Consider the following 22,613-nt stretch of genomic DNA (forward strand, 5'->3'; position numbering starts at 1 on the left):
CAAGGCGAATTGCCAAAGGATTCGCGGGGAAATGAGGGGGAAACTGCTGCCTGCCGTCTCGAATTCGCGCCGCTTCGCCGCTAACCCGGCACCTGCACCATGCCGAACATCCGCCGCCTGCCCGAACATCTGGTCAACCGCATCGCTGCGGGCGAGGTGGTCGAACGCCCGGCGGCAGCACTGAAAGAGCTCGTCGAGAATGCCATCGATGCCGGCGCGGAGCGGATCGCCGTCAAGCTGACCGAAGGCGGGCTGGGCGCGCTCGAGGTGATCGACGACGGCTGCGGAATGTCGCCCGAGGAAATGGCGCTGGCGCTCGAACGTCACGCCACCTCCAAGCTGCCGGACGAGGAAATCGAACGGGTCGCCACTCTCGGCTTCCGCGGCGAGGCGCTGCCGAGCATCGCCAGCGTATCGCGCTTCACCCTGGAAAGCCGCCCCCGGGGCAGCGACCAGGGATGGCGGCGCGTGGTCGATCACGGCGTCGAGATCGAGAGCGGTCCCGCAGCGCTGCCGGCCGGCACCAGGGTCCGGGTCGAACAGGTCTTCGCCAGGGTCCCCGCCCGCCGCAAGTTCCTGCGTACGCCGCGCAGCGAATACGCCGCCTCGCTCGATGTCGTCCGACGCCTGGCGATGGCGCGGGCCGACATCGCCTTCACGCTGGAACATGGCGACAGGCGCATCTTCGGCCTTCAGCAGGACCAGGATCTCGCCGACCGGGTGGCCCAGATCGTGGCAAGGGAGCTCAAGGACAATGGCGTCGGGATCGATCTCGAAAGGCCGACCGATACGGGCACGATGCGCCTCACCGGCATCGCCGGCCTGCCGACCTACAATCGCGGCGTCGCCGATCACCAGTATCTCTTCGTCAACGGGCGTCCGGTGAAGGATCGCCTGCTGACGGGTGCGGTGCGCGGTGCCTATTCGGACATGCTGGCGCGTGATCGCCACGCCGTGCTGGCGCTGTTCCTCGAACTTCCGCCCGAGGAGGTCGACGTGAATGTCCATCCGGCCAAGACCGAGGTGCGTTTCCGCGATGCCCCGGGGGTGCGCGGCTTCATCGTCTCGGGCCTGCGCCGCGCGCTCGACACCGGCGACCGGCGCAGCGCCCAGTCTCCCGATGCCGCGGCGATGGGCCGCTGGCAGGCAGAACCGGTGCGCGAGGAGCCTGCCGCGCTGCGCTCGATCTTCGAAGGGCGGGACTGGTCCGCGCCCAAACCGCGCGTGGCCGAGAGAGCGCCCGTATGGCGGAGCGACGAGCGGGAAGCTCTCGCTCCGATACAGGGTCGTGCCGAGGAAGCGATCCCCGTGGAGGAAGATGCGCCCGAGTACCCGCTGGGGATCGCACGGGGACAGGTCGCAAACACCTATATCGTCGCCGAAGCGAAGGATGGTCTGGTCATCGTCGACCAGCATGCGGCGCACGAGCGCCTGGTGCTCGAACGGCTGCGCGCGGCCGGGGCGGGGGAAGCGACCACGCGGGCGCAGGCCCTGCTGATGCCCGACGTCGTCGAGTTGGAGGAGGATGCCTGCGACCGGCTCGAGGAAGCCGCGGAAAAGCTTGCCGACCTGGGGCTGGAGATCGAGCGTTTCGGACCCGGCGCCATGCTGGTTCGCAGCCTGCCGCATGCGCTGGCACGCACCGATCCCGGAAAGCTTCTTCGCGATATCGACGACGATCTGGTCAAGCATGGGCTCGATGCGGAACGCGGCGCGCTGCTGCTGGGCGAGAAGCTCGATCTCGTGCTCGCGACCATGGCCTGCCATGGCTCGGTGCGTGCCGGTCGGACGCTGCGGGTGGAAGAGATGAACACCCTGCTGCGCGAGATGGAGCGCACTCCGCGTTCAGGCCAGTGCAACCACGGCCGCCCGACCTGGGTGAAACTGTCCATGGACGATGTCGAGAAGCTGTTCGGGAGACATTGATGCGCGTGACGATCCTCCTGGCGCTGGGCGCGCTCGCCGCCTGCGATACCGAGATCACTCCGGAGGAGAAGGCGCGGCTCGACGAGGCGGCGATCGCCGAGGTCGAGGCGGCGCAGATCGTTCCCCCGGAAAGATTGGAACCGCGGGGCTTGAGCTTTGCCGAGTTCGAGCGGAGCGACATCCGCGGCATGGGCTGCAGCTTCGTGCCCGACGGCGGAGGCCCGGACCCGGTGGCGATCACCCGTGCCCGGACGGCGTTCATGAAAATCGACAACGAAGTGGAGCGTTTCGCGGCCGACATGGGCAGTGCGGAATCGGCGCTCGCCACGCGGGTCAAATACGACGGCACCCGCCACTCGCTGCGGCTCCAACTTGCCGAGGGGGAGGGCGAGAAGGCCGGGACCGACACGGTGGGGCACGAGGCCCGGCTGACCGTGAAGGACGGACGCGACCGGACCGTCTATGACGCGAGTGGCCAGGCGCTGTGTGGCACCTGATCGTCGCTCGAGTGAGGAAAGGGATCAGTCCCGACCGGTCTTCTAGCCAGCGGAGGTATCTTCGATCGGCGCGTCGGGGTCGCGGACGCGGATCAGGCCGTTGGAGACCATCTCGAGCACCATGGTATCGTCCTGGTTGAAGGTGCGCACGCGTGACTTGAAAAGCCCCAGATCGGGTTTGGACTTGCTGCGGCGCTTGTCGACGATCTCGGTCTCGCAGCGAAGCACGTCGCCGGGATAGACCGGCCTGATCCAGCGAAGGCTGTCGATGCCCGGCGAGCCCAAGCCAGCCTGTTCGACGACCGACATGTTCTCCACCAGCATCCGCATGGTCATCGCGCAGGTGTGCCACCCACTCGCCGAGATACGCCCGAAATGCGTTTTCGCCGCCGCTTCCTGGCTGAGATGGAACGGCTGGGGGTCGTATTTCTCTGCGAATTCGCGGACCTCTTCGGCACTCACTTCGTAGCGGCCGAAGGACTGGTGCGTGCCGATGGCGATGTCTTCGTAATGGATCATCGCATGCTGATGCCTCAGACCATCGGGCGGAGCAACATCCAGATCGCCATGCCGATCATCGCAAGGTTCTCGGTCAGCGAAACGAAGCCCAGCGGGACGTTGCCGCTGCCACCCACGCAGGCGCATTTGATGTCGCGCTTCTGGATGTAAACCGCGTAGAACACGCTGATTGCGCCGATCGTCCCGATGACGAGCGCGATAGGGATCGCAAGCCAGGGCAACAGCCGTCCGGCCATGAGGATTGCCGCGGTGGCCTCGAGATAGGGGTAGGCATAGGCGTAGGGCACGAAGCGCCGGCCGAGCAGGTCGTAGCCGACGAACATGGTCGAGAACTGTTCGACATCCTGCAGTTTGAGCATGGCGAGCATGGCCATGCTGAAGGTCACGAACCATTCGGCGGTGCGAATGGTAAAGGGGGAACCGTAGACGAAGATGCTCAGCGCCACCGCCAGCAGCGCGCTGACGGCGAACACCGCCATGACCGGACGGTAGCTCGCACCGTCGTCATCGCTTTCGTCCCGGCCGAAGCGCTTGCGGAGCGCATCGTATCCGCCGAGCCGTTCACCCCCGACGAAGGTCTGGGGCGTGGTTTCGACGCCGTGCTCGCGCTTGAAGGCGTCGGTCTCCTCGCGCGTGGTCAGGTGGTGGTCCTCGACCGCGAAGCCTTCGCGTTCCAGCAACCACTTAGACTTGATGCCGTAGGGACAGACATGCTTGTCCATCACCATGCGGTAGAGCCGGGCGGTCCTGCCCTTCGTGGCGACCCGCTCGGTTTCGGCCCGCTCCGTCATGCCCGGAAGGCGGGCACCTTGCCGTGCGCGCCCATGTCGGGAATGATCCGGTACCGGGCGAGCACCAGGCTGAAGAGCCCGAACAGCATCAGTCCGAGCGCGGTGAGCGTGAAGACGAAGCCTTCACCCGCCAGGCTCGCCACCGCATCGCCGAGCGTGCGGATCTCGTCAGCGCCGCCCGACATGAAGCCCGCCTGCACCAGCGACCAACCGATCACGAGATAGACCACACCGCGGGCGAGGTAGCCGGCAGCGCCGAGCCACCGCGTCGCATCGGGTGCCCGGCTGCTGATCCGGTGCATGAACTCGCCGCTGATACCTTTCTTTGCCTGATGGGCTGCCGCGAGGAAGAATGCCAAGCCCAGCAGTCCGAGGACGGCACCGCCGAACGGGACCGAAAGGATGCCGGCCGCCGCTTCCTCCGCGCCATTGCCCGATCCGCCCGCAGCAGAGGCGAACTGGTAGGCGGAGAAGGCGAGCGCGAGGTGGGCGATGCCGCTTCCCGCGTGGCCGACCCGCTTGCCCCAGCCTTTCGCGTCCGAGCCGCTGTTCTCGATATCGAACAACAACGAGCAGAAGCGGAACGCGGCGTAGGCGGCGAGGCCGACGACCATGATCCATAGGATCGCGATCCCTGCCGGGTAATCTTCGATCGCGCGGAAGATCCCGTCGGTACCCTCCGCGATTTGGCTCGCATTGGTCAGTGCGACCAGGCCGAGCACGGAATAGAGGATCGCGCGGCTGAAATAGCCGACGCGCACCAGCCAATTGAACTTTTCCGACTTGTCGACCATGCCGCGCCCCCTGTCTATCGAATGTTGAACCCCAATCGTTGTCGGGCCAACGGACGAGGGCGCGAATGGTTCACACGTTGAACTTGAACAGCATCACGTCGCCGTCCTGGACGAGATACTCCTTCCCTTCCTGCCGCAGCTTGCCCGCCTCGCGGGCCGGGCTCTCGCCGCCGAGCGTGACGTAGTCGTCGTAGGCGATGGTCTCGGCGCGGATGAAGCCGCGTTCGAAATCGGTGTGGATCTCGCCCGCGGCCTGCGGGGCCCGCGCGCCTTCGGGAAAGGTCCAGGCGCGCGATTCCTTGGGTCCGGCGGTGAAGAAGGTCTTGAGCCCGAGCAGCTTGTAGCCGGCCTTGATGATGCGCGAGAGACCGCTTTCGGCCAGTCCCAGCTCGGCGAGATATTCGGCGCGTTCTTCGGCCTCCATCGCCACCAGTTCGCTCTCGATCGCGGCGGAGACCACCACGGCTTCCGCGCCCTCGCGCTCGGCCTTGGCGAAAACCTGCGCGGACAGGGCATTGCCGCTCGCCGCATCCTCTTCCGCGACATTGCAGACGTAGAGCACCGGCTTGGCGGTCAGCAGCTGCGCCTGTTCGAAAAGGCGCGCCTCTTCGTCGTCCTTCGGCTCGATGAGCCGGGCCGGCTTGCCATCCTTGAGCAGTTCGAGCGTCTGGCCGAGGACGCTCGACAGCGCCTTCGCCTCCTTGTCGCCCGCGGTGGCGCGGCGTCGGGCGTTCTCGACCCGCTTTTCCAGGCTCTCCATGTCGGCAAGCAGCAGCTCGGTCTCGACCACCTCGGCATCGGCCAGCGGATCGACCTTGTTGGCGACGTGCTGGATATCGTCGTCCTCGAAACAGCGCAGGACATGGACGATGGCGTCGACCTCGCGGATGTTGCCGAGAAACTGGTTGCCGAGCCCTTCGCCCTTGCTCGCGCCCTTCACCAGACCGGCGATGTCGACGAATGCGAGCTGGGTGGGTACGACCTTGGCCGACTTGGCGATCGCGGCGATCTTCTCCAGCCGCTCGTCCGGCACCGCGACCTGGCCGACATTCGGTTCGATCGTGCAAAAGGGATAGTTCGCGGCCTGCGCGGCCTGCGTTTCGGTGAGTGCATTGAACAGGGTGGACTTGCCGACATTCGGCAGGCCGACGATCCCGCAGCGGAAACCCATGAAATACTCCGATGTAGCGAATTGGCGCGCGCCTTAGCGCCTCGGCGGCGAAGTGGAAAGGCGGCGCTCGACAGGAAGGGCGGGCACGCTAAGGTCGCGCGGGATCAGGGAGGAATTCGCACGTGAAGACAATGCTGCTCGCCGCCATGCTGGCTTCGACCGCCCTTGCGGCCCATGCGCCGCTGCATGCCGCCGACGAATTGATTGCGGTCGACGCCGGCAACGAGGAGGGCGAGATTCGGCTGACCCTGCCGCGCGCCGGGGAAGACGGGATTGCCGGGCGGTATCTTTACGTCGCTCAGATCGAGACCGGGGTCGGCTCGGCGGTCACCGGGGTCGATCGCGGCGCGCCGCTGCGGACCGGTATCCTGCGTTTTCGCCGGGTCGGCAACCGGGTCGTTGCCGAACTCGAGAACACCACCTTCGTCGCTCCCGCGGGCTCGGCCGCGCAGCAGGAATCGGTCGCCAACAGCTTCACCAACGCAGTGCTCTGGGTCGGCGCGATCGACTCGACCGCGAAGGACGGCAGCTTCACTTTCGATTTCGCGCCGTTCCTGGCGATGGATCATTTCGGTTTCGCCGAGCAATTGGGCGAAGGCTTCGCGCTGCAGAAGGATTATTCGCTCGCCGACCCGTCGCGGGTGAAGGTCTTTCCCGAGAACGCCGAATTCTCCGCCATGCTGAGTTTCATGGCCAAGAACCCGGACGCCTCGCTGCGCAACGTCTCGCCCACCGGACGCGACATATCGCTGTGGGTTCGGCACTCGCTGGTCGCCCTTCCGGACGATCCGATGCCGGTGCGCACCGATCCATACGGCTTTGCCTTCAGCGAATACAAATACGATTTTTCCGCGCCTCTCGGCCGTTCGATGCTGGTCAAGCTCGCCGCGCGTCACCGGCTGGAGAAGACCGATCCCGCCGCGGCGCGCTCGCCGGTGAAGGAACCGATCGTCTATTACGTCGACCCGGCCGCCCCGGAACCGGTGCGCCAGGCGCTGATCGACGGCGTGGGCTGGTGGGCAGAAGCCTTCGACGAGGCCGGCTTCGTCGACGCCTTTCGGGTCGAGGTGCTGCCTGCGGGCGCCGATCCGCTCGACATGCGCTACAATGTGGTCAACTGGGTCAACAGGGCGACGCGCGGGTGGTCCTACGGCCCCAGCATCACCGATCCGCGCACCGGCGAAATCCTCAAAGGCAGCGTCATGCTCGGCTCGCTCCGCGTGCGGCAGGACATCCTGATCTTCCAGGCGCTGGTCGGGGCAGGGCTGACCGACACCGGCGAGCCCGACGATCCGGTCGCCGCGGCTCTCGCCCGCATCCGCCAGCTCGGCGCGCACGAGGTCGGGCACACGCTCGGCCTGTCGCACAATTTCGCATCCAGTTCGCAGGGTCGCTATTCGGTGATGGACTATCCCGCGCCGCGGGTGAAGCTGACCGACGGCGCGATCGATCTGTCCGATGCCTATGGCACCGGCGTCGGCGAGTGGGACAAGTTCGCGATCCGCTATCTCTACGCTGCCCGCAGCGACGAGGAGGCGCGATCCATGGTGCGCGAGGCGCAGGCCCGGGGCCTGCGCTTCGTGGGCGACAACGACGCACGCGGCACCGAGGGTCCCAATCCCCAAGGCGCGCTGTGGGACGATTTCGGCGATCCGGTCGCCGAGTTGGCCCGGGTCATGGCGGTGCGGGAGGCGGCGCTCGCCCGTTTCGATGCGGATGCCATACCCGCAGGCCAGGACCTCGCCAGCTTGCGTCGCGCATTCGTACCGATCTGGCTGCTCCACCGCTACCAGACCGAAGCCGCGGCCAAGGCCCTGGGCGGGGTGGTCTCGCCAGTGGCGCTGGCGGGGGACGATGTTTTGGTCGAGAACGTGCGCGGCCCGCAGCAGGAGGCAGCGCTCGAAGCGTTGCTGGCAGCGCTTTCGGTAAGCGCGCTCAGCGTGCCCCCCCGGTTGCAGCCACTACTGAGCTACGGCCCCGGGTCCGACGGCGATTACGCGACCGCTATCGAGATCATGCCAACGGCGGGCGGCCCTGTCTTCGACACGCTCCGCGCGACCGAGATCGGCGCGGTCCATGTTCTCGACAGCCTGCTCGACCCGCAGCGTCTCAACCGGCTCGCGATGCAGAACGAAAGCGACGGGGCGGTGCCTTCGCCGCACGAGGTGGTCGCGCGCCTGCTCGAACACGCAAGCACTTCTGCGGAGGCCGGGGAAGTCGGCCGGCGGATCGCGACGACAATTCTCCTGGCGACCGCGCGCACGGCCCGGCGCGGCGATCTGTCGCGGACCCTGGCGATGCAGATCGACGGGCAGCTGGCCGGTTTCGCCGCCGAGTTGGGCAGGGCGCGGGGCAATGATGCCGCATCCGATTGGTCGCGCGGGATGGCGGCGCTGCTCGCCGATCGCGACGCGCTGACGGCGGCGCTCGCCGATCGCAACCTGCTTCCCGAGGTGCCGCCGGGCATGCCGATCGGCTGAGGCAATCGCTCAGACGTTGTGGACCGCGCGCATGACCGGGCCGAGCGTGGGCGAACGGCCGAGCCATTCGACCTGGGTCCGCGCGGTCACCTCGTTGATCGCGGTCTGGGGGATCGCCCCGCCGCTCACCGGCAGGCGCAACGGCCGCGTCCCGGCCGGCATGGCGATGGTCCGGGCGATGGCGCGCGGCACGTCCATCGGATCGGCGCTGCGGCCCGAACCGTCCTCGGTGCCCATCGCCGCCACCACCTGCGGATAGCCGGCTTTGTGGATTTCGGCCGCGCGTTCCTTGAGCGCGCCGGTGTAGATGTTGCGGTTGACCCAGACCTCGGTCGGGTAACCGCCCGGCTCGATGATGGTCACCTCGATATCGTGCGGCACCAGCTCGTAGGCGAGCTGCTCGCCCATCGCCTCGACCGCGAACTTGGTCGCGCTGTAGTGCCCGCCATAGGGCACGATCACCCGGCCGAGCTGGCTCGAGACCTGGAATATCTGGCCCGATTTGCGCGACCGCATCCCCGGCAGGACGGCGCGGGCCATGCGGTGATAACCGAACACGTTGGTGTCGAAGGCGAGCATGGTCGCTTCCATGTCCTGCACCTCGGCCGGGCCGCTGATGCCCACGCCCGCATTGTTGACGAGCACGTCGAGCGGACCGCCATTGATCCGCTCCGCCTCGGCGACACCGGCGGCGACCTGCTCGTCGGAAAGGACGTCGATCTCGATGACGTGGATGTCGAGCCGATCGTCGGCGGCGAGCTGTCGCAGTTCTTCCGCCTCGGGCCTGGGAATGCCGCGCATGGTTGCAAAGACCTTCGCCCCGCGCTCTGCGTAATATTGCGCCCCGAGCCGCCCGAAGCCGGAGGAAGTGCCGGTGATCAGGATCGCTTTTCCGCCGAGGTCGGGCGGGGGCGCTGCGACGGTGTCCTGCCGGGCGCGCGAAGCGGTGGCGGCCAGCGCCCCGGTGGCGGCGGCTCCGGCCAGGAGGGTGCGGCGGGTCAGTGCGGGCATGGTGGTCTCCTTCATGCACGACAGTGACCCAGTTTGGCGCGCGATACCAGAGCGTTCGATACAGATTGCCAGCGGTTTTTTTCCCGGTAACCATCGCAGTTCGGGCGCGGGATTGCCCGATTCGGCGGATTGATGGGGGTCGATCATGAATGTGGCAGCGGTAGCTCCGCCCATGGCGGAACAGAGTTCTGAGGGCACGCTGGCGGCACCGGCGGGAGAGACGGTCGCCGATCTGATGACCGAACCCGTCGGCATATTCTCGGCGAGAACGACGGTCGGAGAGGCGATCGAAGTGCTCCGCGAAGCGACCCAGAGCGCGTTCATCACCTATTGCTACATCGTCGACCCGGAGGACAGGCTGATCGGCCTGGTGGTGATGCGCGAGATGCTGTTCGCGACGCCCGAGACTCCGCTGGCCGAGATCATGATCCCCAATCCATTCGTACTGCGCAAGGACATGACCCTGGCCGACGCGCTGAGCGCGGCGCTGAAGCGCCACTTCCCGGTCTATCCGGTGGTCGATTCGGAAGATCGCCTCGCCGGGCTCGTGCGCGGGGCCGACCTGTTCGCCAATCGCGCGGTGGAAATCAGCGCGCAGGCGGGGGCGATGGTCGGCGTGGAAAAGGAAGAACGGCTTTCGACGCCGCTGCTCCGAAGCCTCAAGCTGCGCCATCCCTGGTTGCAGGTGAACCTGCTCACCGCCTTCGTCGCCGCCGCCGTCGTCGGCATCTTCGAGGATACATTGAGCCGCCTCGTCATCCTCGCCGTGTTCCTGCCCGTGATGGCCGGGCAGACCGGCAACACCGGCTGCCAGGCGCTCGCGGTCGCGCTGCGGGGAATGACGCTGGGCGAGGTGAAGGCCGGCAGCGCCCGCACCCTGGTCCGCAAGGAAGGGATGCTCGGCTTCGCCAACGGCCTTCTGGTCGGACTGACCGCGGGGACGGGCATGTTCGCCTATGCGCTGATGCAGGGAGAAGCGGAGCCGGTGCGGTTCGGCATCGTCGTCCTCGTCGCCATGGTCGTCGCCTGCACGATCAGCGGCATCGCCGGGGCGCTGATCCCGCTGACGCTGAAACGCCTGGGCGCGGACCCGGCCACCGCATCGAGCATATTCCTGACCACGGCCAGCGACGTTGCCAGCATGGGGATATTCCTTTCGCTGGCGACGATCCTGCTGTGATGCGCCGGGTGGCCGGAATCGCGAAATTGATGCTGGCAGCGCCGCTGTTCGCGCTGACCGCCTGCGAAACGACGAATTCGGACGAATGGACCGGAGGAGCGACGACGCCGTTCGCGCAGGCCGAGCGCAGCTGTCGCGAACAGCTGGAATTTGTTTCGGAAGAGGAAAACCGGCGCGAGGTTTTCATCGGCTGCATGGCTGCGCTGGGCTGGCAACCGCGGGCCGGCGCCTCGATCGATCTCTAGTCCTGCAACCTGAGCGAGTAATCGCTCATGAAGCGGGCATCGTCGCCCGCTGCCAGCCAGCCCGCCTCGGCGCCGATTCCGCCCAGCATCTGGACCAGATCGTCCTGCTCGGTCTTGGCGTAATTGCCCAGCACGTATCCGGTGACGCGGTCCTTGTGTCCGGGATGGCCGATGCCGATCCGCACGCGGCGGAAATTCTCGCCGATGTGCTGGATGGTCGAACGGATGCCGTTGTGTCCGGCCGCGCCGCCGCCGCGCTTCACCTTGATGCGGAATGGGTCGAGATCGAGCTCGTCGTAGAACACCGTCACGGCTTCGGGCTCGAGCTTGTAGAAGCGCAGCGCCTCGCCGATCGCCTCGCCGGACCGGTTCATGAAGGTCGCTGGCTTCAGCAGCAGGATCTTCTCGGCCCCGATGCGCCCTTCCTGCAGCCAGCCGGAAAACTTCTTCTGCACCGCGCCGAAACCGTGCATCTCGGCAATGGTATCGGCTACCATGAAGCCGACGTTGTGCCGGTTCATCGCATATTGCGGTCCGGGATTTCCAAGGCCTGCCCAAATCTGCATCGCGCGCCTCTAGCTTCGTGACGCGGAAAAGCAAAACGCCGGACTGGTTTCCCAGCCCGGCGCCTTGGTGATTGCACTCGAACGGAAGATTTACTCGCCGTCGGGCGCCTTGTCTTCCTGTTCCTGCGCGGCATCGTCGTCGACGCCCTGTTCGGTCGCGGCGGTCTCGCCAGGCTCCATGCCTTCGCCGGTCTGGCCTTCCTCGCCTTCGCTCTTCTTGAGCGCCGACGGTGCGACCAGCGTGGCGATCGTGAAGTCGCGATCGGTGATGGCGCTTTCGCTGCCTTCGGGAAGATCGATCTCGCTGATGTGGATCGAATCGCCGACTTCCTTGCCGGTGACGTCGATCACGATCTCGCTCGGGATCTTGTCCGCCTCGCAGACCAGTTCGAGTTCGTGCCGCACGACGTTGAGGACGCCGCCCTTCTTGAGCCCGGGCGACTTCTCGTGGTTCGCGAACACGACCGGAATCTCGACCTCGACCTTGGCACCCTTGGCAAGGCGCAGGAAGTCGACATGCTCGGGACGGTCGTTGACCGGGTGCAGCGCGACATCCTTGGGCAGGGTGCGCACGGTCTTGCCGCCGAGCTCGATCTCGACGATCGAGTTCATGAAGTGGCCGGTGCCGAGCTGGCGGACCAGTTCCTTGGCCTCGACGTGAATCAGTGTGGGTTCTTCCTTGCCGCCGTAGATCACGGCGGGAACGCGGCCATCGCGACGCAGTGCACGGGAGGCTCCCTTGCCAGCCCGTTCGCGCGTCTCGGCCGGCAGGGTCAGAGCATCGCTCATGGGTCTTGCCTTTCAAGTGCGGGTTGTGTGCTTCGGTCCGCCACGCCTCCAGGGATGACCATGGCGCCGAAGCGCGCGCCTATAACGCCGATGCACGCAAAAGCAAGCCCGGCCCCCGCGCTACTGGATGCGGCGAACGGTGAAGCCGCGTTCTTCGAGCAGCCGCGGAAGGCCATCCTCGCCGACCATGTGCCCGGCACCGACGGCCACGAAGGGGCGGCCGGGCGCGGACAGCAGGTTCTCGAGCTGCGCCGCCCAGGCGCGGTTGCGGCGGGCGAGGAGCGCCTCGTAGAGCTCCTCGTCGGCGAGCATGCCGGAGCCGGTCACTTCCTCGAGCCCGGCGAGATCGCCCGTGCTCCAGCTGCGCGCGAGCCGACCCATTTCCTCGCCGGCGGTGCGGCTTTCCTCTATCACCGCGTTGAGCAAGTCCCTTTGGTCGGTTTCCGGCAAACCGTCGAAAATCGCCAGCTGCGCTTCCGCGCCCTCCAGCTCGATCACCTCGCCGCCTGCGAAATCGCGCAGCAGCGCCTTGTCGACGCCGTTCTCGGTCCGCCCGGCCTGCGCCACCTGGGCAAGCGAAAGGGCTGCGGCCCAGCTTTCCATGCGGTCGAGCTGGTTGCGGCTCACACGGGCGCTGGTCAGCAATTCTTCGTACCGGGGTTGCAGGCCCGGCTCGATCCTTCGGGCGAGGGCGGGGCCGGGCGTGTCGAAGGCGAGTTCGGAGAAGGTGCGGGTGAGCGCGTCCCCGTCCTCCAGCCCGGCGACCTCGACCACCAGCGTATCGGCCCGATCGAGCAGAGCCGCGAGCGTGGCGGTGCGCCAGGCGACCCCGTCGGGTAGGGCATGGATGGTTCCGAACAGCCAGCCCTCGACCGCCCCGTCCGCTCCCCGGACCTCCCATATGGCGGGGCCCGGTCCGGCGGCGGCCCGAGAGTCGGGTTCGTCCTGACAGGCGGCAAGACCGATCAGGGCAGCGAAAATCAGGAGGAAGCGCGCGATCATCGCTCCCTCCCATGCGCACAATCGCGGGCGGTGCAAGGCCGATCCTCCCTCCGCCCGGCTGCGGGACAGCTACTGGACGCGAGTGACGGCGATGCCGCGCTGGTCGAGATAGTTCTGCACGCTGTTCGTCCCCGCGAGATGGCCGGCGCCGACCGCCATGAAGACGGTACCCGGGGTGTCCAGACGGGTGTCGATCCATTCCACCCAATTGCGGTTGCGCTCGTAGAGCAGCCGTTCGGCCAGCGCCGGGTCGGTGAGGCCGCGGTTCATCAGTTCCGCCAGCCCGTCGGCATCGCCCTCGAGCCATTCGGCGACCATCTGGTCCATCATCGGCACGATCTCGTCGATCATCTCGGCTGAGGACATCAGGAAGGCGATCTGCGCCTCGCGCGGCAGCGTGTCGAACAGGGCGAGCTGCTCCTCGACCGTCTCGAGCGAACCGCGCGCCTTGTCGGCGCCGGCCTCGGCCTCGATGCGTTTCTCGACACCGCTTTCCTGGGTGTAGCCGGCCTGCATGATCGGCAGGATGGACAGCGTCATCCCCGCCATCCACGGCTCGAAGCGATCGAAGGCCTGGGGGGGCACGCCGACCTTGGCCAATGCCGCTTCGTAGGTCGCGGTCTGCTCGGCGTTCAGCAACGAGCGCAACGTTGTCCCCTCGGGCAGCATGCCCAGCGCCATGGTCTTCTGCTGCATCGCCGGATCGCTCATCGCGGCATCCTCGATCTCGGTCACCAGCGTCTGCGAGGATGCGAGCGCCTGCGAGATCGGTCCGCGCAGCCAGTCGGTATCCTCGGGCAGGGCATGGACCGTACCGAACAGGTAGATCGTGGTGTCCTCGTCGGAGACCTTCCAAAGCGCCGGGCCGCTGGCGGTGGTTGCGGCGACCGGCGCAGGGGCAAGAGCCGCAGAGACCTCCTCGGCGGGCGTGGTGGCGCAGGCCTGGAGCCCGAACGCAAGGGCGGTGGTGGCGGCGAATTTCGCCAGATGCGACTTCGAAAACATGATTGTCCCCCCGATAGGCTTGGATTGCGCACCAAGGGTTACAGCGTGCCGGTCCCACCGGCTAGCCATTCGTCCGGCAAATCCGCGCCTTGTTCCACCGTGTTGACCCGCACTCACCCTTGCGCCATTGCGCGCTGCAACATGGACCGCGAGCCCCGCAAATCCTTCCAGGACATGATCCTTTCGCTCCATGATTTCTGGAGCAGCAAGGGTGGCTGCCTGATCCTCCAGCCCTACGACATGCGGATGGGGGCCGGGACCTTTCACACCGCCACCACGCTGCGCGCGCTGGGTCCGGAGCCGTGGAACGCCGCCTTCGTCCAGCCGTGCCGCCGCCCCACTGACGGGCGCTACGGCGACAACCCCAATCGGCTGCAGCACTACTACCAGTACCAAGTGATCCTGAAGCCGAGCCCGCCAGATATCCAGGACCTGTATCTCGAAAGCCTGCGGGTGATCGGGATCGATCCGCTCAAGCACGATATCCGCTTCGTCGAGGACGACTGGGAAAGCCCCACGCTCGGCGCCTGGGGGCTGGGCTGGGAGGTCTGGTGCGACGGGATGGAGGTGACGCAGTTCACCTATTTCCAGCAGATGGGCGGGTTCGACTGCAAGCCGGTGGCGGGCGAGCTGACCTACGGGCTCGAACGCCTGGCCATGTACATCCAGGGCGTCGACAACGTTTACGATCTCGATTTCAACGGTCGCGGGACGACTTACGGCGAGGTGTTCCTCGAGAACGAGCGGCAGATGTCGAAGTGGAATTTCGAGGTCGCCGACACGGCCGCGCTGTTCGACCTGTTCGCCAAGGCCGAGAAGGAGTGCGAGAACGCGCTCGCCGCCGACGTTCCGATCGCGGCCTACGAACAGGCGGTGGAAGCCAGCCATATCTTCAACCTGCTGCAGGCGCGCGGCGTGATCAGCGTGCAGGAGCGCGCGAGCTACATGGGCCGGGTGCGCGATCTGGCGCGCGGGTCCTGCGAGAAATACGCGGCGCTGATGGCCCCGAAATGGGCCGAGAATTATCCGGAGTGGTCGCTTTGATGGCGGACTTCCTGCTCGAACTGCGCTCCGAAGAAATCCCCGCGCGGATGCAGGCCGGGGCACGCGCGGAACTGGAAAAGCTGTTCCGCCGCGAGATGGAAGCGGCAGGAGTCGAATTCGGCGACCTGACTGTCTGGTCCACGCCCCGCCGCCTGGCTCTGATCGCGCGCGATCTGCCCGAGGCCACCGAAGCGGTGAGCGAGGAAGCCAAGGGCCCGCCCCAGGGCGCGCCGGATCAGGCGGTGGACGGTTTCTGCCGCAAGGCCGGCGTCACCCGCGATCAGCTCGAACTTCGCGACGTGAAAGGCCGCGCGACCTGGTTCGCGGTGATCGAGACGCCGGGCCGCGCCACTCGCGACTTGCTGGCCGAGGCGATCCCGGCGATCGTCCGCGATTTCAGCTGGCCCAAGTCGATGCGTTGGGGTGCGGCCTCGCTGTCCACCGAAAGCCTGCGCTGGGTCCGCCCGCTCTCAGGTATCGTCGCGCTGCTGGGCGACGAACTGGTCGAGTGCGAGGTGCACGGCGTTACCAGCGGGGCCGTCACGCTCGGCCACCGGTTCCACCATTCGGGCGACATCACCATCGGCAATGCCGGCGACTATGCGGTGAAGCTGCGCGCCGCGCATGTGATCGTCGATCACGAGGAACGCGGCGCGCTGATCCGCAAGGGCGCGCACGATGTTGCGCAGCAAGCCGGTCTCGTGCTGGTCGAGGACGAGGGGCTGGTGACCGAGAACGCCGGGCTCACCGAATGGCCGGTGCCGCTGCTCGGCCGCTTCGATGCGGAATTCCTGACCGTCCCGCCCGAAGTCATCCAGCTCACCGCGCGAGTGAACCAGAAGTATTTCGTCTGCGAGGATGGCGACGGAAAGCTCGCCAATGCCTTCGTCTGTACCGCCAATATCGAGGGCAGCGATGGCGGCGCGGCGATCGTCGACGGGAACCGCAAAGTCCTCGCCGCGCGGCTTTCGGACGCGCGCTTCTTCTGGTACGTCGACCGCAAGAAGACGCTCGCCCAGCATGCCGAGGGTCTGGCGCGGATCACCTTCCACGAAAAGCTCGGTACCGTCGCCGACAAGGTGGAACGCGTGGCCAAGCTCGCCCGCTGGCTGGTCGAGGAAGGCATTGTCAAGGACGCCGACCCCGCCATGGCCGAACAGGCCGCTCGGCTCGCCAAGGCCGACCTCGTCACCGAGATGGTCGGCGAATTTCCTGAACTGCAAGGCCTGATGGGCGGCTACTACGCCCGCGCCGAGGGCCTGCCGGACGAAGTCGCCGACGCCATCCGCGACCACTACAAGCCGGTCGGGCAGGGAGACGAGGTGCCCACCGCGCCGGTGACGGTGGCGGTGAGCTTGGCGGACAAGCTGGATACGCTTCGAAGCTTCTTCTCGATCGACGAGAAGCCGACCGGATCGAAGGACCCCTTCGCGCTCCGGCGTGCGGCGCTCGGTATTATCCGGATCGTACAGGACAACTCGCTTCGTCTGCCGATCGCATCGGGCGATCTGCTCGATTTCTTCGCCGACCGCCTCAAGGTCCAGCAACGCGAGGCAGGCGTCCGCCACGATTTGATCGACGCGGTGTTCGCGCTCGGCGGGGAGGACGATCTCGTCCGCCTGCTCGCCCGCGTGAAAGCCCTGCAATCCTTCGTTTCAACCGACGACGGCACCAACCTCCTCGCCGGTTACAAGCGCGCCGCCAACATCCTCCGGAAGGAAGACTGGCACGGCATCGAGGGCGAAATACCGCAGACCGGCGAGGAAGACCCGCTGGCGCTCGTCGACGATCCGGAACTGCGCGCGGTGGTCGATGCCAAGATGTCGGAGCGCGGGGCGAAACCGCTTTCCTACACGCCGGAACCCGCCGAAAAGGACCTGATCGACGCGCTCGATGCGAGCGGGCCCGAGGCCGAGGCAGCCATCGCGGCGGAGGATTTCGCCGCGGCGATGTCGGCGCTCGCCTCGCTGCGCGGGCCGATCGATGCGTTCTTTGACACTGTGACCGTGAACGATCCCGATCCCGCCCGGCGACAGGCGCGGCTCGCGCTGCTCACCCGTTTCCGCGACGCGGTCCACCGGGTCGCCGATTTCTCGCGGATCGAAGGGTGAGTTTTTGATCCCTGTACCGTGTAACACCTGTAACACCCTTAAGCTGAGGGCACGCTGAGATGAACGAAACCGTCTTCCCCTTCGGCGGGGACGCACCGCACGACGATCCGCGGCAGAAGGACAAGACCGTGACCGGCGGCAAGGGCAGGAACCTCGCCGAGATGGCGAGCATCGGCCTTCCGGTGCCGCCCGGCTTCACCATCGCCACCGCGGAATGCCTGCGGTTCCTGGATCGCGGCGACTTCACCGATGGCCTGCGCGAAGCGGTGGACACAGCGATGCGCCATGTCGAGCGAACCGTCGGCAAGCGCTTCGGCGACACCTCCGACCCGCTGCTGGTCTCGGTGCGTTCGGGCGCGGCCGTCTCGATGCCCGGGATGATGGACACCGTCCTCAACCTTGGCCTCAACGACGAGACGGTGCAGGGCCTTGCCGCAACCTCGGGCGACGAACGCTTCGCCTGGGACAGCTATCGCCGCTTCATCCAGATGTACGCCGACGTCGTGCTCGGTCTCGACCACGGGTTGTTCGAGGAAGCGCTCGAGATCGCCAAGGAGGATGCGGGCTACTACACCGACACCGAAATGAGCGCCGACGACTGGAAGGCGCTGGTCGCCGAGTTCCAGCGCATCGCCGCCGAAGAGCTCGGCCAGCCGTTTCCGCAGGATCCGGCCGAGCAACTCTGGGGCGCGATCCGCGCCGTGTTCGAAAGCTGGGACACCGAGCGCGCCAAGGTCTACCGCCGCTTGAACGACATCCCCCACGACATGGGCACAGCGGTCAACGTGCAGGCCATGGTGTTCGGCAACATGGGCGAGACCAGCGCCACCGGCGTCGCCTTCACCCGCGATCCCTCGACCGGCGAGCGCGCCTATTACGGCGAATGGCTGGTCAATGCCCAGGGCGAGGACGTGGTCGCCGGCATCCGTACGCCGCAGTATCTCACCAAGGTCCGGCGCGAGGAAGCGGGGGCCGACAAGCCGAGCATGGAAGAGGCGATGCCCGAAGCCTTCGCCGAGCTCGCCCGGGTCTTCGATCTGCTCGAACGGCATTACACCGACATGCAGGACATCGAGTTCACCGTGCAGGAGGGCACGCTGTGGCTGCTCCAGACCCGGACCGGCAAGCGCACCGCCAAGGCCGCGCTGAAGATGGCGGTCGACATGGTCGGCGAGGGGCTGATCGACGAGACGACGGCGATCCTGCGCGTCGATCCGATGGCGCTCGACCAGCTGCTCCATCCCACGCTGGACCCCGGTGCGCCGCGCGACGTAATGACCCAGGGCCTGCCCGCCTCTCCCGGCGCGGCTTCGGGCCGGATCGTACTCGATGCCGACACCGCCGAAAAATGGGCGCATCGCGGCGAGACGGTGATCCTGGTCCGCGTGGAGACCAGTCCGGAGGACATCCACGGCATGCACGCCGCCGCCGGCATTCTCACGGCGCGCGGCGGCATGACCAGCCACGCCGCCGTGGTGGCGCGCGGCATGGGCCGCCCATGCGTCTCCGGAGCCTCGCAGGTCGCCATCCCCCGCGAAGGACGCACCCTCACCATCGGCGATCGCGAACTGAAGGAAGGCGACACCATCACCATCGACGGTTCCACCGGCGAGGTGATGGCGGGCGAGGTCGCGACGATCGAGCCCGAGCTTGCCGGCGATTTCGCCACGCTTATGGAATGGGCCGATCGGCACCGCCGCATGAAGGTGCGCACCAATGCCGAAACCGAGACCGACTGCCAGGCCGCCCGCCGCTTCGGGGCCGAGGGCATCGGCCTCGCCCGGACCGAGCACATGTTCTTCGATGCCGCACGGATCAGCGCGGTGCGCGAGATGATCCTCGCCGACAGCGAGAAGGGCCGGCGCGCCGCGCTCGCCAGACTGCTGCCCGAACAGCGCGGCGATTTCGAAAGCATCTTCCGCGCCATGGCGGGGCTACCCTGCACGATCCGCCTGCTCGACCCGCCGCTGCACGAGTTCCTCCCGCATTCCGACGGCGAGTTCGAGGAGCTCGCGGCAAGCAGCGGGATCGGGATCGAGAAGCTGCGGCGCAGGGCTTCCGAACTGCACGAGTTCAATCCGATGCTCGGCCATCGCGGTTGCCGGCTCGGCATCACCTATCCCGAAATCTACGAGATGCAGGCGCGTGCCATCTTCGAGGCCGCCTGCAAGGTCGCCGTCGATGGCGAAGCGCCGGTGCCCGAGATCATGATCCCTCTGGTCGCCACGCGCCGGGAGCTCGAGATCCTGCGCGCCCTGGTCGACCAGGTGGCGGGAGAGGTGTTCGCGGAAACCGGCGGCAAGGTCGACTATCTCGTCGGCACGATGATCGAACTGCCCCGCGCCGCTCTGATGGCCGGCGAGATCGCCGAAAAGGCCGACTTCTTCAGCTTCGGCACCAACGACCTCACGCAGACCACGCTCGGCGTCAGCCGCGACGATGCGGGCCGGTTCCTCACTCCTTATGTGGACCGCGGCATCTTCGCCCGCGACCCCTTCGTCAGCCTCGACATCGAAGGCGTGGGCCAGCTGGTCGAACTCGCGGTCCAACGGGGAAGAGGAACGCGTGAGGACATCAAGCTCGGCATCTGCGGGGAGCACGGCGGCGATCCGGCAAGCATCGCCTTCTGCGAAGAGGTCGGTCTCGATTACGTCAGCGCCTCGCCCTACCGTGTCCCCATCGCACGGCTGGCGGCGGCACAGGCGAGTTTGCGCTAGGAATTCCAGCCCGTCAGGGCGAGAAGGGCGAAATGCTCGGAAACCCTACCGTCCTCGTCTGCCAAGGCGTCGAAAGCGGCGCGAGCGCGGGCGTGGGCCGTCTTGCCCAGTGCCGGGGCGGGGTTGGCCAGGGCGCTGCCGAGGGCCTGGTCCCGCAGGTCCTGCACCAGCCTCGTGAAGGAGAGGTACCGTACGTCGAGCCCGAAGCTGTCGACCACCTGCCTCGCGAAACCGGCGCGTTCGAGCAGCATGGTGGCCGCGCGGTTGTCGATCTGCGGGTGGATGCGCGGGAAGGCGCGATCGCCATCGGCGGCGATCATCGCCCGCCGCAATTTGGGCAGGCTTCCCGCGCCGGGGATCACGGCCATGAGGATGCCTCCGTGCGAAAGCGACAGGCGCATGCGGAGCAGCAAACCGGGCAGGTCGTTGACCGTATCGAGCTGGGCGAGGCTGACGATCAGATCGAAGGCGTCCGGGGTCAGAACACTATCGAGATCGGGGCACGGCTCCTGAACGACGTGGCAGTCCTTGGGCAGGACTGCGGCGAGCACGTCCGCGCCGGGTCCGTGCAGCAGGGCACGATCCGGCTCGATCCGCATAAAACCGATGCGTTCGACGACATCCTCGACCATTGCGTCCACGAACCAGCTCGCAGGCTCGGCTCGGTGAACCCCCGAGTGCGCAGCGCGCTCGGTCCGCATCCGCAGGCGATCAGGGGAGAATATCTGTGGAACGACGGGTGCGGCCATGTGCGCGCCGTGCCCGCCACGTCGCAGGCTGGCAAGGGCGCTCCTTCATGCTGAGCGCGATCCGCAGGGGTGCCGGAGAGGCCCTGGTTCCGCTGGTGGACGCGATCTATCCCCCGCGCTGCCCCGCATGCGGCAACGCGATCGGGGCGCAAACCGGGCTGTGCCGCGACTGCTGGGAGGACCTGGTCATTCCCGGCGAACCCGCCTGCGCAAGCTGCATGCGACCGATGAGGAGCGAGTGGACGGCGAGCGAAGCGATCTGCGCACCCTGCATGGCTTCGCCCCCGCGGCACGATGGTATCGCCGCCGCAACGCTCTACACCGCGACTTCGCGAAAGCTGGTCCTTGCTTTCAAGCACGGACGCAAGCTGGCGCTTGCGCCGCTTCTGGCGCGCATGATCGCAGCGAAACTCCCCACGGTCGACGGCGCGCCGCTGCTGGTACCTGTACCTCTCCATCGCTTCCGTCTCTGGCGGCGGGGCTTCAACCAGGCCGCCCTGCTGGCGAGGGAACTCGAGAGGCTGGGGAGGGGCGTATTGCTGGTCGATGCGCTGGAGCGCCGCAAGCGCACCCCGCCGCTCGGCGGTATGGGGGCACGGGCACGCAAACGCGCGCTGGCTGGAGCGATCTCGACACGACCTGCCGCCACGGCCAGGATTGCGGGCCGCCATGTAATCCTGGTCGACGATGTCCTGACCAGTGGCGCCACGAGCGACACCTGCGTCGTCGTGCTCAAGCGCGCCGGTGCAGCTTCGGTAACACTCGCCTGCTTCGCCCGCGTTCTCGACGAAAGCTTGCCCACGGGTCAATTGTCGGGTTGAGGCGAAAACGAAACGCCCGGAGCCGCGAAGGCTCCGGGCGCCACGTGACGAAATCGAATGGACCTCCCTCACGGGCCCGCCGGACATCCCCCAATGCCGGCTTCGGTCCTATCCCTCATCGTGCCGGATGCGCCGCGCCTCTTATGTGCGGGCTGCGGATCCGGTTCCCCCTGAACCCGGGCCTCTCGACGCCGGTGATCCGGTTTGGCAACCGCGAGCGGCTGCAGGGAAGGGTTTCGAACACTTGGAGGAAATCTCAAACAGGGAACTTTGGAACGGATCGATTTTGCGCCATGGTTGTGGTGAAGTTGCAACAAGGGCGCGAAGCATGATCGACGATACCGACCGGGAGCAGGGCACCGAGTTTCTCCCGCGATTCGATGCCAATGGGCTGCTGACCGCGGTCGTGATCGATCGGTCGAGCAAGGACGTGCTGATGGTCGCCTTCATGGACCGAGAAGCGCTCGATGCCACGCTGGAGACTGGAGAGGCTCACTTCCACTCGCGCTCGCGCGGGAGGTTGTGGAAGAAAGGCGAGACCTCGGGCAATATCCTGAGGGTCGCGGAAATCGGCGTCGATTGCGATCAGGACGCGCTCGTTCTGAAAGTCGAGCCCGGCGGACCGGTCTGCCACACCGGTGCGCGATCCTGTTTCTATCGCCGGCTCGACGACGGTCGACTGACCTTCGTCGACAGTTGACGTTTACGTAAACGTCCGTTAGGCCGAGCGCATGACGAGCACCAATCTCGAGACTGGGCTGCGCAAAGGCAATTCCGGCGCGCTTCTCGATCGACCCGACGAGCTGGAGCGCGAACAGTTCTCCATCTCCGATCTTACCAGCGAGTTCGATTGCACGGCGCGCGCCTTGCGTTTCTACGAGGACGAGGGCCTGATCGCTCCCGCGCGGGTCGGGTTGTCTCGCATCTATTCGACGCGCGACCGTGCCCGCCTTGCATGGATCATGCGCGCCAAGAACGTCGGCTTTTCGCTCGGCGAGATCCGCGAGATGATCGACCTGTACGATCTCGGCGACGGACGGGTCGAACAACGACGTGTCACATTGGAGAAATGCCGGGCGCATATCGCCAAGCTCAAGAGCCAGCGCGACGACATCGACAGCTCGATCGCCGACCTCACCGAATTCGTCGAGCACGTCGAAGCGCTCGATCTGCCCAAGTAACGACAGCCAAGGAC

General features: G+C 66.7%; 21 protein-coding genes. 11 read left to right on the forward strand and 10 right to left on the reverse strand.

Features of this window, described 5'->3' with window-relative positions; translation table 11 throughout:
• Positions 1-99: 99 nt before the first annotated feature.
• Positions 100-1,926 (forward strand): DNA mismatch repair endonuclease MutL, encoded by a 1,827-nt coding sequence (gene mutL / locus ACGHN1_RS13415; RefSeq protein WP_390551366.1) that lies wholly within the window; start codon positions 100-102, stop codon positions 1,924-1,926.
• Positions 1,926-2,423 (forward strand): hypothetical protein, encoded by a 498-nt coding sequence (locus ACGHN1_RS13420; RefSeq protein WP_390551367.1) that lies wholly within the window; start codon positions 1,926-1,928, stop codon positions 2,421-2,423. Before mutL ends, ACGHN1_RS13420 begins: the two co-directional genes overlap by 1 nt.
• Positions 2,424-2,465: 42 nt before the next feature.
• Here the strand turns inward: ACGHN1_RS13420 and ACGHN1_RS13425 are convergent, their stop codons facing one another.
• From ACGHN1_RS13425 to ychF, 4 genes are all read right to left on the reverse strand, one after another.
• Positions 2,466-2,942, reverse strand: coding sequence for a MaoC family dehydratase (locus tag ACGHN1_RS13425; RefSeq protein ID WP_390551368.1), 477 nt, complete (start codon positions 2,940-2,942; stop codon positions 2,466-2,468).
• A gap of 14 nt (positions 2,943-2,956) precedes the next feature.
• The gene (locus ACGHN1_RS13430; protein ID WP_390551369.1) at positions 2,957-3,733 is read right to left on the reverse strand and encodes a MauE/DoxX family redox-associated membrane protein; all 777 of its coding nucleotides are present in this window, start codon (positions 3,731-3,733) and stop codon (positions 2,957-2,959) included.
• Positions 3,730-4,527: a DUF1206 domain-containing protein gene (locus ACGHN1_RS13435; RefSeq protein ID WP_390551370.1), complete on the reverse strand. Its 798-nt coding sequence runs from the start codon at positions 4,525-4,527 to the stop codon at positions 3,730-3,732. Before ACGHN1_RS13435 ends, ACGHN1_RS13430 begins: the two co-directional genes overlap by 4 nt.
• Before the next feature lie 70 nt (positions 4,528-4,597).
• A complete protein-coding gene (gene ychF, locus ACGHN1_RS13440) occupies positions 4,598-5,698 on the reverse strand; it encodes a redox-regulated ATPase YchF (RefSeq protein WP_390551371.1) in 1,101 nt (366 codons plus the stop codon).
• A 131-nt stretch (positions 5,699-5,829) separates the two neighbouring features.
• Between ychF and ACGHN1_RS13445 the strand changes: the two genes are divergently transcribed.
• Positions 5,830-8,178 (forward strand): zinc-dependent metalloprotease, encoded by a 2,349-nt coding sequence (locus ACGHN1_RS13445; protein WP_390551572.1) that lies wholly within the window; start codon positions 5,830-5,832, stop codon positions 8,176-8,178.
• Between the two features lie 9 nt (positions 8,179-8,187).
• Here the strand turns inward: ACGHN1_RS13445 and ACGHN1_RS13450 are convergent, their stop codons facing one another.
• Complete coding sequence (locus ACGHN1_RS13450; RefSeq protein WP_390551372.1) at positions 8,188-9,189, reverse strand: SDR family oxidoreductase; 1,002 nt, start codon at positions 9,187-9,189, stop codon at positions 8,188-8,190.
• Positions 9,190-9,334: 145 nt separating this feature from the next.
• Between ACGHN1_RS13450 and ACGHN1_RS13455 the strand changes: the two genes are divergently transcribed.
• Positions 9,335-10,369, forward strand: a complete 1,035-nt coding sequence (locus ACGHN1_RS13455; protein WP_390551373.1) for a magnesium transporter — start codon at positions 9,335-9,337, stop codon at positions 10,367-10,369.
• 29 nt (positions 10,370-10,398) lie between these two features.
• Complete coding sequence (locus tag ACGHN1_RS13460; protein WP_390551374.1) at positions 10,399-10,614, forward strand: hypothetical protein; 216 nt, start codon at positions 10,399-10,401, stop codon at positions 10,612-10,614.
• Here the strand turns inward: ACGHN1_RS13460 and pth are convergent.
• The 4 genes from pth to ACGHN1_RS13480 all read right to left on the reverse strand — a co-directional run bounded on the left by pth (position 10,611) and on the right by ACGHN1_RS13480 (position 13,976).
• On the reverse strand, positions 10,611-11,180 hold the full coding sequence (pth, locus tag ACGHN1_RS13465; RefSeq protein ID WP_390551375.1) for an aminoacyl-tRNA hydrolase: 570 nt from the start codon (positions 11,178-11,180) through the stop codon (positions 10,611-10,613). The genes ACGHN1_RS13460 and pth overlap by 4 nt on opposite strands.
• A 90-nt stretch (positions 11,181-11,270) precedes the next feature.
• On the reverse strand, positions 11,271-11,969 hold the full coding sequence (locus ACGHN1_RS13470) for a 50S ribosomal protein L25/general stress protein Ctc (protein ID WP_390551376.1): 699 nt from the start codon (positions 11,967-11,969) through the stop codon (positions 11,271-11,273).
• A 120-nt stretch (positions 11,970-12,089) separates the two neighbouring features.
• Positions 12,090-12,971, reverse strand: a complete 882-nt coding sequence (locus tag ACGHN1_RS13475; RefSeq protein WP_390551377.1) for a TraB/GumN family protein — start codon at positions 12,969-12,971, stop codon at positions 12,090-12,092.
• A 69-nt stretch (positions 12,972-13,040) separates the two neighbouring features.
• Positions 13,041-13,976, reverse strand: a complete 936-nt coding sequence (locus ACGHN1_RS13480; protein ID WP_390551378.1) for a TraB/GumN family protein — start codon at positions 13,974-13,976, stop codon at positions 13,041-13,043.
• Positions 13,977-14,117: 141 nt separating this feature from the next.
• On the opposite strand from ACGHN1_RS13480, the gene ACGHN1_RS13485 reads away from it, so the two are divergent.
• From ACGHN1_RS13485 to ppdK, 3 genes are read left to right on the forward strand one after another with little or no spacing between them, the layout of a single operon-like run.
• The gene (locus tag ACGHN1_RS13485) at positions 14,118-15,020 is read left to right on the forward strand and encodes a glycine--tRNA ligase subunit alpha (protein ID WP_390551379.1); all 903 of its coding nucleotides are present in this window, start codon (positions 14,118-14,120) and stop codon (positions 15,018-15,020) included.
• A complete protein-coding gene (glyS, locus tag ACGHN1_RS13490; protein ID WP_390551380.1) occupies positions 15,020-17,131 on the forward strand; it encodes a glycine--tRNA ligase subunit beta in 2,112 nt (703 codons plus the stop codon). The genes ACGHN1_RS13485 and glyS overlap by 1 nt, the downstream gene beginning before the upstream one ends.
• Positions 17,132-17,190: 59 nt before the next feature.
• Entirely contained in the window at positions 17,191-19,848 is a 2,658-nt protein-coding gene (ppdK, locus tag ACGHN1_RS13495) for a pyruvate, phosphate dikinase (RefSeq protein WP_390551381.1), read from the forward strand.
• Here ppdK and ACGHN1_RS13500 read toward each other — a convergent pair.
• Entirely contained in the window at positions 19,845-20,597 is a 753-nt protein-coding gene (locus ACGHN1_RS13500; protein WP_390551382.1) for a methyltransferase, read from the reverse strand. The genes ppdK and ACGHN1_RS13500 overlap by 4 nt on opposite strands.
• A 47-nt stretch (positions 20,598-20,644) precedes the next feature.
• Here ACGHN1_RS13500 and ACGHN1_RS13505 point away from each other — a divergent pair, with 47 nt between their 5' ends.
• The 3 genes from ACGHN1_RS13505 (at position 20,645) to ACGHN1_RS13515 (ending at position 22,599) form a co-directional block, all read left to right on the forward strand.
• Positions 20,645-21,418 (forward strand): double zinc ribbon domain-containing protein, encoded by a 774-nt coding sequence (locus ACGHN1_RS13505; protein ID WP_390551383.1) that lies wholly within the window; start codon positions 20,645-20,647, stop codon positions 21,416-21,418.
• Positions 21,419-21,746: 328 nt separating this feature from the next.
• The gene (gene hisI, locus ACGHN1_RS13510; RefSeq protein ID WP_390551384.1) at positions 21,747-22,118 is read left to right on the forward strand and encodes a phosphoribosyl-AMP cyclohydrolase; all 372 of its coding nucleotides are present in this window, start codon (positions 21,747-21,749) and stop codon (positions 22,116-22,118) included.
• Positions 22,119-22,149: 31 nt separating this feature from the next.
• Positions 22,150-22,599: a MerR family DNA-binding transcriptional regulator gene (locus ACGHN1_RS13515; RefSeq protein WP_390551385.1), complete on the forward strand. Its 450-nt coding sequence runs from the start codon at positions 22,150-22,152 to the stop codon at positions 22,597-22,599.
• Positions 22,600-22,613 lie beyond the last annotated feature (14 nt).

Origin of the sequence: Qipengyuania sp. MTN3-11, assembly GCF_042851825.1 — a bacterium.
GTDB lineage: Bacteria > Pseudomonadota > Alphaproteobacteria > Sphingomonadales > Sphingomonadaceae > Qipengyuania.